This window comes from Tenacibaculum sp. 1B UA (assembly GCF_033978845.1).
In the GTDB taxonomy this organism is placed as follows: Bacteria; Bacteroidota; Bacteroidia; order Flavobacteriales; family Flavobacteriaceae; genus Polaribacter.
Map to the genome: position 1 here is coordinate 1 of NZ_JAKVUA010000006.1, position 13,894 is coordinate 13,894.

Sequence of the window (13,894 nt, forward strand, 5' to 3'; positions counted from 1 at the left end):
TTAACATCTGCTGATGGTCCTTGTACAAATGGCCCTCCTGGTCCTGTAACTGTTACGGTATATGGCGATGTTCCACTACCTACTGTTACATTGATTGTTCCTGTATCTGTACTACAATTTGGTTGTGTTGACGTACTACTTACAGTTGGTGCTGCTATTTGATTGACTGTTACTGTATCTGTATACTCACAATAATTCGCTCCTCCATTTTTATCTCTTACATATACTGTATAGGTTCCTGCTGATACATAAATTGGACTAGAAGTGTGTGAAGTTTGTGTACCTCCTGCGTCTTCTACAACAAATTGATAATTACCGTCTCCTCCGTTTGGTGTAATTACTATTTGACCATCGTTACATGTAGCGCTTACTGCTGTTATTGTTGCTGTTAACTGTGGTAAAATAGTTGCATCTTTTGCTGGAATTGTACATCCTAATCCGTCTCTTACTTCAATACTATAGGTACCGTCTGTTAATCCTGTAAAAGTAAACTCATCTGGAGTTGCCGTTGCTGGTGTTTGCCAAACTCCTCCATCTATCCTAAATTGATAATCATTATTACCCGATGTAACTTCTACTCGAATCTCGCCATTTCCACTTCCATCATAACATAATGTAGGCGTTAAATCAAAATCTACTGTATTTGGTTCTACAACTGGTACACTTACAGGTACACAAGTTGTACTCGCAATATTAATTTGTACGTCGTCTATAAAATTCCCTACTGTCTTATTTCCTCCTGCTGTTGATAATGCATCAAAAGCAATTATTGTGGTTGATTGCCCTACTGGAACAGTATAAGTACCTGTGTATACTTTCCAAGCAGTGTTATTTGTTTCCATGGTTTCAACAACTCCGGCTGTGGCTAAGTCACTTCCTATTTTCACTGTTGCTCTATCTAAACCACTTCTTCCTCTGTGTGCTACAGACCAAGTAATTATATCTCCTGGTTGTGTACAATATTCTTGATATAATGATGATTCTTTATTAGCATTTAATTCGGCAAACGTAGCTCCTTCATGAGCAGTGACACCATTATATCCATTATGCCAAAGCTCTATTAAATTATCAGACGCCGTAGAGTCCCAACCTGGTACATCATCTTCATTATACCATTTATATCTTGTTGCTGTTTCTGCTGGTCTTTCAAAGCTTCCATTTTGGAACAATTTGGCTGTACAGCCACATTCGTTACAATTTCTACTATCTTTAACCATTACAACATAATCAGTTGCTCTTGGTGGCACGTTGTTAAACACGTTACTAGTTTCCCAATTAGCACCTCCATCAATACTGTATTCGTATGGAGGGATTCCTCCTGTAGCAGTAGCTGTAATAGTTCCTGTTGCAATATTACAAGTTACTTCTTGAGTCACTGATGCTGCCAAGGTTAATTCTTCTGGTTGCCCTATTGTAACATTACCTAAATCAAATACACAACTTGCCACTCCTCCATCAGCTTCTCTTATAAACACATTATATGTTCCTGCTGCTAAACCTACAACTCTATAAGGGTTATCGGCTGTCATTGACCAAGTTGCTCCACCATCTGTCGAATATTCAAAACTTCCTCCTATAACGTTATTTGCTGATATTGTGATTGATCCATTATCTGAACCATAACATTCACTATCTGTAGAACCTACAATACTTCCTGAAAATTCATTTCCTGCATTTACCGTAACCGTAATATCTTCTACACAACTACCTCCATAAGTTACTTCAGCTGTATATCCTCCTACTGGTACATTATTAAATACACCCGTAGTATTTGAATTTCCGTTTAAAGTATAAGTATATGTTCCTGCTGGAATAGCTGTTATAGTTACGTTTCCTGTACCATCACAATTATAAACAACTGACTCTGTTAAATTTGGTACTGAAGGTAACCCATTTATAGTTACATCATTTAAATCTATTATACATCCACTTGCGTCTATTGCTCTTGTGTTGTATGTTCCTGCAGGAAGCCCTGTTACTGGATTACTTGCTGCTAAGGTATAAGTTGCAGCTGAATTTAACTTATAATAATATGTATAATTAGGAGTACCTCCTGTTGGTGCTGTATAGGTTATAGTACCAAAGGTAGTTCCTCCAGAGGTGTTACATTCTAAATCAGTTTTTGTAGCACTTCCTCCATTAAGTGGTGCTGGCTCATTTATTACTACATTAGGAATTTCATATAAACACTGATAAGAATTTTTTGATGCCCTTATATAAATAGTATAAGTTCCATCATCTAAGCTATCAAAAGCACCTGTGGTATACCATGTAGTGTTATCTATACTATACTCTACTCCATATCCTAAATTATCTCCATTAACACTAACATTAATAGTTCCGTCTGTTAAACCATTACAAGTTACATCTGTTTCTGAATGAGTGAATACTAATTCAGGTTCTACAGTAACTTCAACTGGGGCTGAAATTGTATAACAGTTATTATCATCAATAACAATAAATCGATATACTCCTTCACTACCAACAGGCACGTTGTAGGTGTATGGATTTGTTGCTGGTATTAAAAAAGCAGTATTCGGAATATCTGATGGGTTTGTATATAAATCTGTTCCCTGACTCGTCCATACAGCAAAATTATAATTATTGCCTGACGATGTGTCTAATGTTCCTCCACTTGCAGTTAATTGAATTATTCCATCTGAACTTCCTGACTCACAAGTTATATCTTTAGTTTTTAATGCAGTAAGTACTAACTCATCTGGTTCATTAATAACAACCATTTCTGTAGCGGTACATTGAGGTGTTGTAACTCTCACTGTATAAGCGCCCCCATCTGTAACATTAAAAGTAAAATCGTTATTAGCTGTTGGTCCTTCTGTTCCTACTACACTTCCACCTTGTAATAATTCATATGTATAATCTCCAGGAACATTATTTACCTGAACTCTTATTTGTGCTGAATCATTAAAACACTGCATAGGTGTTGTAATGACGTCCATATCTATGTCATTTTCCTGAATATTAATAGGAGGAAAAGTATATGTACATGAAGCTGCAGATGCACTACTTACACGGATTGAAAGGTTATAGTTTCCTGCGGCTGTTAGACCTGAAAAAACATTACTATCTTGAAAAGGAGCATTATAACCTCCTGGACCTGTTAAACTGTATTGATAACCTGCCGGTATATTGTTTACAGTAATAGACCCGTTGTTTCCACATAAAATATCTTCTTTAATAAAAGTAGGATTTAAAGTCGCTTTGTACACATTGAAGTAGTAACTTTTAGGACATCTTCCATCATATAAAACATCTAAACGAAATTCTCCTTCATTAGTAAAATCTCTAGAAAATTCTCCGCTTCCTACTTCATTCCATGTACAGGCTGTATTTACATTAGGACACCCTGACTCTGTTACATCAGTACAAGAAGATTCATCTAATTTAAACCATTGTACTGTTGTAGCTGAAGAGGTATCAAACGGTAAACTAATCGTTCTAGATCCACTATCACCACATAAGTAAACTTCCGCTAACTCTTCTCCATTACTTGCACAAGTTAACACTTGATCTGCAAATGGTTGCAATGGATTTGGTTCTGAATTATATCCTACAACATGTATGGTTTCTTCAGCATTTATACACCCTGATGCAGCTGAAGCTATCTTATTAACTGTGTACGTTCCTTCACTAGTTACATCAAAAGATGGTACTGTAGTAGTTCCTAATAAAGTGCCTGAGGCATCTCTCCATTCGTATGATTCAAACCCTGCTCCAGCAGTTAATGTTATACTAGAACCACACATTACTTGTGTCGTTTCAAAAGAACATCCACTTGTATCAACTAAAAAGTTTGAAGTACCTACTATACCAAAATCACAATCGTCTATACCTGCATAACTAGGTTCGTTATCAACTACAACTCCCCCTCTAATTCCTTCGTATCTTGCGAACGCTTGGTTTCTAACCTCAGTAGAACACACATCTCTTAACTGGCTACAGTCTGTTACTACTTGAACATGCATACGAATGTTATAAAGGGCACCTCCCTCTAAAACCATATTATTTGGCACTGAAATCTCTAATTCAGCTCTATTATCATTGGCTGCGCTTGGTGGATCGTATGCTGTTATAGATACTCCTGGAGGTAAGTCTATATCAAAACGTGTCCCATCTGGAGCAACAGATCCATTTGGTGCTGTAGTTGTTAATAAGTCTACATTTTTTGGTAATAAATCTGTAATTACTGTATTTCTGGCATCATCTGTTCCTACATTTTGAAAGCTTATATTGTAAAACAATTCACTCCCTAAACCTACAGGTGTACCTTGTATATCATTTCCACTAGCATCCTCAATTGTTTTTATTAGTTGTACTTTAGGCTCTATAATTTCAACAGCTAAAGCATTTAGAAAAGGCCAATATACATCTCCACTAGTTGTAAATTTTACTTCTGCAGAAGTTTGTCCGTTGGTTATGACACTGTTATTAGGGTTACTTAACTGATATAAATCTGCATCAAAACCTAAGGTGTTTTCACTATCAGGGGTTCGTGATGTTACATATTGATCATACCTAGTAATACTACCATTAAAAAAATTACCACTGGGATTTGTATTAGGAGTATACTGATTTACAAAATTACCAGCTGTATTTTTAATTTGAAATCTATCTCCATATATACTTCTATCTCCTTCTAAGGCTGCGGCTAATAATGTTGCTCTTACTGGTGCTGGATTTGCAGGATTAGGACCAACTGGAACTGTTGTAAATCCAGAATATGATAAATTTACATTATTCCCATTACGTACATCTGCAAAACCATCAAAGACAGCTATATTTTTACTTGACTCTGTTTCATTTTCATAAATTACTACCATTGTCCAACCTCCAGAACCTCCTAGACCACCGGAATAATCTCTTCCTCTTGTTGCTCTAATGTTAGCTGCTACATAAGTACCATTATGCCCTTCAGGGTTTACAGTTGCTAACCCTTGAATATCTGAGGTAATATCTTTATAACATATATAAGCAACACCATTATCATAAATTAGCTCCCTCTTTGTAACATCACTCGCATCTGCTTCTATATCTTGGTAAGCCCCACCAGGTAATTTGAATTTTATTTGATATGGATTATATCTCCTACTTTCTCGTCCCCCCCAAGTTTCGTAAGGATAAACACCAGCCCAATACAATCCTGCATATACTACTCTAGAACAACTTGGTAAGTTTAACTCATCTGAACTTGATGAATCTGTAGAAGAATCCCCGTCAATATCAATATACTGCATATTAACAGTTCCGTTTGAACTAGATCCATCGTAAGGGTCTTCTGGGTCATACCCCCATTGATCAATACTTAAAACATTATTGGCTATAAACGTAATATCTCCTTTAATATTAATACCTCCTGAGCTTCCGTCAGGTTTAACAACTCGCTGATCAAAATAAGGTGTTGATGGAGGTTTTAATGCCTTCTCTTGAGAAAGTTTTTCCATTAATTTTTCATAACCAACTGTCTCATCTAATGTTACTTTTGCCGGTTTTGAATTAGGTTTAGGTTTTTCTTGTGAAAAACCAATAAGGGTCTGTAATACAATTATTAGTAGGGTAATTATTCTCTTCATAATATCAATTGGGGGAATTAATTAATCAAGTTCTTCTGTTATATATTTTATTTTATCTGTATGATTGCCTTACGATCGTAAAAGGTTCCATTTAAATTTGTGTTGTACATTTTAATCGCTTCTGCTCTATCTGTTGTTTTAAAAATGTAGATATGCATGTAGCCTGTTTTTGGGTCTACAAAATAATCTGCATCTATATCATCACCTCGTAATTCATCAACATTACGGTCAGCTAGTGCTTTTTGTGAGTTTACATAAACTCTTAAATAATATCCTGGTTCTACTCCTTCAGCATCCATAGGGTAAACTCTAGCAGGAGGTTGTGTTTTAGGTTCTTCGGAGCTACTTAACGCTCCTCCTAAGGTTATTTTAACCACATACACTGGATCTTTTGTAATCTTGTTAACTTTTATTGTAGAATTGTCTTTTTTATCATCATTTTTCTCAAACAAACGGGTTTTATCATTAAAATCATCTACTTTTTCTTCTGCATCTTCTTCTTTAGCAAACCTATCTATGTACACATAGTATAATTTTTTATTAGGTTCAAATACATATTTTGCTTCAATATCTAATCGTGACCACTTATCTATTAACGCTTCTGCATTTTCTTTACTTCTAAACTGATCAGACACCACATAATACATGGTTCCTCCTCCACCAGAGCGCGTTACCGTACTTTTACGCCACGGTTTATTTGATCTTCTTTTTAATGAAGTATCTTTTGTTTGAGCACTATCCTTAACAATTACTGTATTAGTATTGATAATTGTTTTAGGTGTTGGTTGATTTTTTAGTATTCGTAATACTTCATCTATCTTTTTATTTAAAATATCAATAGAATCTTGTGCTTGCTGAATTTCATCAGATAAATCGTTATGCTCTGGGTTTTTATATATTATTTCTTGTTTTGGTGTTCTTTCTGGAAGGTTAACTTTAATATTTCCTGTTCTCCTCTTAGGTCGTTCCCTTGTAAACCTTTTTTTACCAAAATTATAAATAAGTCCAACTTCATTTGTTGCTGCAAAACTACTTTTTTCGTAACTAAATCCTATCGCTAAATTTTCTGAAAGGTTTATTCCAACACCAGCTGAAATTCCATATATTTTGTCATAACCTGCTTTTACCCAACCTGCTTTAGGTAAATCTACAATGGCATTTGCTCCATAACCAAACTCTCCTTCTCCTGGTTTTCTTGCCATTGCTAACATTCGTATATCTGCACCTTCAAAAAGCCCTGATGCGTAAGTAAATTCATGAGAGTACATTAGATGCCCCGAAAATGTTTTTTCTCCAAAAGAAGTTGCCATCTCACTTTTTTTAAGATTAAAGTCTACTAAATTCTCAAAAAACACTCCTACATCAAACTTTCCTATTGATAAGGTTATAGCTGGCTGAAAATTTACAACAGGTATATCTTGGTAATTGGATATTTGTGGTTCTGGATCTGTTGAATTCACTTTTAATCCATCAGCACTTCTCCTACTATATAAAAAGTTAAATCCAAAAGTTAAATCCATCGTTTCATTTAACTGCAAACGATGCGCATAATTTGCTAAGGCTCCAAAATCTTTAAATACTCCTACTTCTTGTTGATAAACTGCTAAACCTGCTCCCACATTTTCTCGCATTTTTCCCGAGTAGGCTGCTAAATATAGTCTAGGATTGTCTTCAAATTCAACATTACTATTTCTTACGATAGCCGAAATTGAAGTTTTATTTTCTCGTAAAGCAGAAAAGGTAGGCACCGTTAAAAAACGATTAAATTTCATAAAACTACGAGAATTAAAGCTATTATATTGCTGCTCACCACCAGAAAATTGTGCTTGTATCACAAACACATTTAACACTAAAACAATAAATAAAGTAATTTTTTTTATCATCTAAATTTAATCTATTACCGATATAGTTCCTGCTTTTATCAATTTATCGTCTTTAATAATCTTATAGTAAAATATCTTCTGATTGCCAAGACTCTCCATAGGCCAATCATTTTTATAATCGGTTGTTTTTAGAATTTCTTTTCCGCCTGAATTGTACAAAATAACTTCTACATTAGGTTGGTATGCATAAGAGTTTGACAATTTCCAAGTATCATTAGCTCCATCTTGATTTGGCGATACAATATTAGGTACTATTATTTGTCCATCTGGTTCTACAACTTCTACCGTTCTTGTTACTGAACAGGCCCCTACTTTAACAGATACTGTGTAAAACCCCAAAGTAGTTACTGTTAGTTCTTCTGTTGTTGATAACAAGGCTCCTGAGGTATTTTCTCCTTCGTACCATTCATACGATTCTCCTCCTGCCACTGTTATGGTTGCTGAGCTTCCTTCTTCCATTACTACAATCTCAGAAGGAGTAATAGTTACTGCAGAATCATCAAACATCACTACATTTATTGGGTCTAGTTTATTATCACAACCAAAACCTGAATATTTCAACACATATTCTCCTACTTCTGTCACCACCAATGTTTGAGGATCTGTTGGAGTAACATCATCCGTACCATCTTTAATCCATTGATACGTATAACCTGCTACTACATTATTTATTGTATAAGTTATAGAAGACCCAGTACATAGTGAATTTGAAGTTGATGTACTGCTTATTTCAGGCACTTCAGCTAACTTAATATCTAATTCATTAGATATTCCTTCTGTACCGTTAAAACTTGCTTTTAATGTATATACTCCATTGTCTGTAAATGAATTTACTATGTATTCATTTGCTGTTCCTCCTGTTGTTACATTATCTTTATACCATTCAAAACTCAACAAAGCTATTTGATCTGATGTTAAATCATAATCATTTCCATCCTCTGCTTCAGCCATAATCCCAACTATACTTAACTTTGTACTTGTTGTGTTACATTCTTCATAATCAGTTTCTGTTCTTATTATTGGTTCAAATGATGTTACGTTTAATAGTGTAAACTTTTCAGAATCAACTATATCATCACAAGCTGAACCTGTACTCTTTGTTACTCTTGCATAATACACTCCTGCTGTAGCTGCATCTATGCATAGCTGATTCCTTACAGCAGTTCCCATAGTTACATCATCTCTATACCATTCTATAGTAACTTCTGAGGGGTCAGCATCGTGTGTAATACACAATTCTTTTTTTTCTCCAAATAAAATAATTCTCTCTAAAGCTCCAACATTCGTTACTGTAAAACCTGCTGCTGTTTGTTGCTGTAATGTAACATTATTAGACTTAGTAGTACAGGTTCCTGTTTCAATTTCTAAATAATACGTTCCAAACTGCCCTGTTGTTGGTGTTGTATACGTTGAAGAATTAGATGATTGAACTAAACTACCATCTAAGTACCAGTTATAAGTTAAACCAGAACGATTTGTGTTAGCTTCAAAAGTATGTGACTCATCCCCACATATTTCTACAGTTGATGGCCCTTTTATTTGTTTAGCTGTATTATCTAAGATAATTACAGAAGATATTGTTGAAGTTACACTACCACATTTTCCATTATTAATTTTTACCTGATACTTTCCTGACTCAGTAACCTCTAGTTTAGGCTCTGTTGTAGTGATAAATAGCACATCATCTTTATACCACTGATAATCAGCATCCTTATCAGTATTTAGTGTAAGTTCAGCAGACCCGCTATCACAAAGTATAACGTCTTCATAATTATTTAATACTAAATCTGAATCATATTTATACGCTTCAAAAGAATCTGAGTCTGGGCTTGTTTCCTCTGATGAAGATACTGAAGAAGCTCTCAATCTCACTTTATAATTCGCACCATAAGTATTATCTGGTAATCCAAAACTTCTGGTAAAAGTATAAAGATTATTCGCATTGGTAAATGTTAATACGTTTGTTGGGCTCCCCCAATTACCATCTTTATCTGATAATTCAATGGTATAGGTATTACCAGAATCAGGTAGAGTTGTTACTTTAAATGTAACTGTTTGACTCCCATTAAGACAAACAACACCAGACTGAACCTCGGGCTTAAGTAGCGTCTGAGATACAGCACTTGTTGCACAAAACAGAAGTGTCGCTAAAAGTAATAAAATGCTTTTAGTGTAGTTTTTCATTTAAGGGATCCTTTAAGGGGTGTCAAATTTATAGTTTTTCTTAACAAAAACGGCATTAAAATTAACAAAATTTAACGCCGAAATATATAAAATCTATATGTAACCTACAACTAAAGTTTATAAACACTAAAAAACTATTAATAAGACACTATATAACAAACTTTTAAAAAGCAACTTAACAATCTTAAACCTAACTATAAAAAAGTAACCTCATTATATTAAAAATCCACCGTATATTTGTTATCCATTTTTTTGAATCATGACTAAGAAAATCACCATAGCCATTGACGGTTTTTCATCTACAGGAAAGAGTACTATTGCTAAACAATTAGCTAAAGAGCTAAGTTATATTTATGTTGATACTGGTGCCATGTATAGAGCTGTTACTTTGTATGCCATGCAACATAATTATATTTCTGAAAATCATTTTAATTCAGAAGGTTTAGTTGCTGATTTACCTAACATTTCTCTGTCTTTTACTTTTAATGAAAAACTTGGTTTTGCTGAAATGTTTTTAAACGGAATCAATGTTGAAAAAGAAATTAGAAGTATTGAAGTTTCTAAATTGGTAAGCAAAGTTGCTGAAGTTTCTGAAATTAGAAAAAAGTTAGTTCGTGAGCAGCAGGAAATGGGTAAAAACAAAGGTATTGTTATGGATGGTCGTGATATTGGAACCGTGGTTTTTCCTAATGCTGAACTAAAATTATTTATGACTGCTTCTGCGGACAAACGCGCAACCCGCCGATATAAAGAATTGCTAGATCGTGGTGATAAAGTAAACTACGAAGAAATATTACACAATGTACAAGAGCGTGACCGTATAGACTCTACCCGAAAAGATTCTCCTCTAATTATAGCTGATGATGCTATTGAATTTGACAATTCTGATATGGGGCTTAAAGAACAGTTTGAACGTATTATGAGTTTGGTTAATCTTAAAATTCAGTAAGAACAAACTCCAACCATCGTTATATTCCCTAAAGTTCTTCTAGTTTTTTTTTGTTTTTTTTATGTAAAGTTGTAAATTTCTTACATGGAAAATCTTCAAAAAATAATCAATATTACTCAAATACGAAAAGCTGACGAACATACTATTTCTAAAAAAGAAATTACTTCTTTTGCTTTAATGGGACAAGCATCTTTAGCGTTTGTAAAAGCTATTGAACCCTTATTGGATCACTCTTTAAAAATTGCTATTGTTAGTGGTGCTGGTAATAATGGTGGTGACGGATTTGCTATTACCAGAATTTTAAGAAGTAAAAAATATACTGTACAACCTTTTTTAGTTCAATTTAAAGATACACTTAGCCCAGATTGTGATATTAATTTCCAAAAACTTGACGATACTATTAGCATAAAATCAACTAGTGAAGTTCCTGACTTTTCTGAGTACGACGTGATTATTGATGCTATTTTTGGTTTTGGCCTTTCCAGACCAATTACTGGTTTTATAAAACATGTTGTTGAAAGTATTAATAAGGCTAAAAAAACTGTGTATGCTGTTGATGTTCCTTCTGGATTGTATTGCGATAAGTTACCTGATTCCGATACTGTTGTACAAGCAGACCTAGTAGTAAGTTTTCAACGACCAAAGCTTTCTTTCTTTTTTCCTGAAAATGGAAACCATATAAAAAATTGGAAAACAGTCGCTATTGGTTTGGATGAAGATTTTATTCAGCAACAAGAGAACAACTATTACATTCTAAACGAAAAAATTACCGATCTTTTAATATCAAGACCTCGTCAGTCTCACAAAGGAAGTTACGGACATGCATTATTAATTGCTGGTTCCTACGGAAAAATGGGAGCTGCCGTATTATCTTCTAAAGCTTGCTTACGAAGTGGTGCTGGCCTGTTAACTAGTTATATACCTAAGTGCGGGTATCAAATTATACAATCTTCCATTCCAGAAGCAATGTGCCTAACCGATGAGAATGAAGAATTCGTGACCCAACTCCCAGAAATTTCCAAATACGACATTCTCGCGATAGGTCCTGGAATAGGTGTTAACGAAAAAACGACACAACTTGTAAAAAAATTAGTATCGAAAAGTAATAGCCCGTTAGTAATAGATGCCGATGCTATCAATATTATTGCCCAAAACGAAGAATTAAAATCGTTACTTCCTAAAAACTCTGTCTTAACTCCACATATTAAAGAGTTTGATAGATTGGTTGGAAAATCTGACACCTCAACGGAACGTTTACAAAAACAACTTGAGTTTTCTGCTAAATATCAATGCATCGTGGTTTTAAAAAACGCATATACTGTGATTTCTTCTCCTGAAGGAAATTTATACTTCAACACTTCTGGAAACCAAGGAATGGCAACAGGTGGTAGCGGTGATGTACTCACAGGGGTTATAACTGGATTACTTGCACAAAATTACCCTCCGTTACATTCCGCTTTATTAGGTGTATTTTTCCACGGGAAAGCAGGTGATGAAGCCACTTGTAAAAAAGGATACAATGCGTTAATTGCTTCTGATATTATTGATTTTTTACGAATAGAAAAAAGTTAATTTTCTTTAGAAAATGATTGAATTAGTATTGCTAACAACATTACCAATCCACAACCCAAAGCGTTTAACCACAGGTATGGTAACCAATCAATATACCAAACTGCAATAATTAATAGTTGCGTAATAATTGCTGCAATAAATACTGCATTTCCTCTAACAAATTTTATAAAAAAAGCTAATAAAAATATCCCCAACACATTTCCGTAAAAAATAGAACCAATAATATTTACCAACTGAATTAGGTTATCAAATAAATTGGCTACACAGGCAACTGAAATTGCCAAAATACCCCAACCTAGCGTAAACCATTTCGACATTTTCACATAGTGCTCTTCGTTGTGTTCTTTGGTTGAGTTTCGTTTATATAAATCAATCACTGTAGTACCTGCTAAGGCATTTAACTCAGAAGCTGTAGAAGACATGGCTGCAGATAAAATTACTGCTAACAACAAACCTATTAATCCTTTGGGTAAATTATTCAGAATAAAGTGGATAAACACATAATCTTTATCGTTTGTCTCTACCAGTGGGTCTGCTTTTGAAATAATTGTTTTTGCTTCTTCCTTTAGCACCTTATCTTGTTCATTAAACTCTTGAATTTTGGTGACATTTTCAGGAGTTAACCCTTCAAAAATCAATGCTTTTTTTCGTTCTTCGATAAATCGATGTTGCTCATCTAGTTCAACATATTTTTCAATCGTTTCGAGGTTAGAATTTGCTATTGCTTCTCCTGCTTTTGGGTTAAAATTTAACGGTGACGGATTAAACTGATAAAACACAAACACCATCACTCCTACTAACAGAATAAAAAACTGCATCGGTACTTTTAACAGCCCATTAAAAATCAATCCTAATTGACTTTCTCTTAATGATTTCCCTGATAAATAACGCTGTACTTGGCTTTGGTCTGTTCCAAAATACGATAACATTAAAAATGTTCCTCCTAAAATACCTGTCCAAACCGTATAACGGTTATTTAAATCCCAAGAAAAATCGAGTACTTGCATTTTATCAGAAGCTCCTGCAATTTCTAATGCTTTTGTAAATGTAATATCATCAGGTAAGTATTGTAATATCAAATAAAAAGCTACAAACATTCCTGCAAAAATTACTGCCATTTGTTGTTTTTGTGTAACACTCACCGCTTTGGTTCCTCCTGAAACGGTATAAACAATTACCAAAACACCTATAATAATGTTTAGCGTAACTAAATCCCAACCTAAAACTGCTGACAAAATAATAGCGGGTGCAAAAATGGTGATTCCTGCTGCTAATCCGCGTTGAATTAAAAACAGAATTGCAGTTAAGGTTCTCGTTTTTTGATCGAACCTTCCTTCTAAATATTCGTAAGCTGTGTAAACTTTTAATCGGTGGTAAATAGGGATAAATACTAAGCAAATAATTACCATCGCTATTGGTAAACCGAAGTAAAACTGTACAAAGCCCATTCCACTATGAAATGCTTGTCCTGGAGTAGATAAAAAAGTAATGGCACTGGCTTGTGTTGCCATAACAGACAAACCAATCGTCCACCACTTACTTTGGTTTCCTCCTTTTATATAATCTTCAACATTTTTACTCCCTCTGGTTTTCCAAGCTCCGTATAAAACAATAAACAATAACGTTACCGAAAGAACAATCCAATCTATTAGTTGCATGATTTATTTTGTATATATGTTTGTAATTATGTAAAATAATACGATGTATACTAAATT

5 protein-coding genes and 1 pseudogene are annotated in these 13,894 nt (G+C 34.3%); 2 read left to right on the forward strand and 4 right to left on the reverse strand.

The genetic code is table 11. The features are described from left to right. The 3 genes and pseudogenes from MK851_RS06530 to MK851_RS06540 all read right to left on the reverse strand — a co-directional run. A pseudogene (locus MK851_RS06530) lies at positions 1–5,591 on the reverse strand (hypothetical protein); the annotation flags it as partial. A 47-nt stretch (positions 5,592–5,638) separates the two neighbouring features. Next, positions 5,639–7,474: a PorP/SprF family type IX secretion system membrane protein gene (locus MK851_RS06535; RefSeq protein WP_303506504.1), complete on the reverse strand. Its 1,836-nt coding sequence runs from the start codon at positions 7,472–7,474 to the stop codon at positions 5,639–5,641. 6 nt (positions 7,475–7,480) lie between these two features. Then, positions 7,481–9,658: a gliding motility-associated C-terminal domain-containing protein gene (locus tag MK851_RS06540; RefSeq protein ID WP_320242524.1), complete on the reverse strand. Its 2,178-nt coding sequence runs from the start codon at positions 9,656–9,658 to the stop codon at positions 7,481–7,483. 259 nt (positions 9,659–9,917) lie between these two features. Between MK851_RS06540 and cmk the strand changes: the two genes are divergently transcribed. Both cmk and MK851_RS06550 read left to right on the forward strand, forming a co-directional pair. Then, on the forward strand, positions 9,918–10,607 hold the full coding sequence (cmk, locus tag MK851_RS06545; RefSeq protein WP_320242526.1) for a (d)CMP kinase: 690 nt from the start codon (positions 9,918–9,920) through the stop codon (positions 10,605–10,607). Between the two features lie 84 nt (positions 10,608–10,691). Next, complete coding sequence (locus MK851_RS06550) at positions 10,692–12,179, forward strand: NAD(P)H-hydrate dehydratase (protein ID WP_320242528.1); 1,488 nt, start codon at positions 10,692–10,694, stop codon at positions 12,177–12,179. Here MK851_RS06550 and MK851_RS06555 read toward each other — a convergent pair. Continuing rightward, positions 12,176–13,837, reverse strand: a complete 1,662-nt coding sequence (locus MK851_RS06555; protein ID WP_320242530.1) for a sodium:solute symporter — start codon at positions 13,835–13,837, stop codon at positions 12,176–12,178. The genes MK851_RS06550 and MK851_RS06555 overlap by 4 nt on opposite strands. Positions 13,838–13,894: the final 57 nt, after the last annotated feature.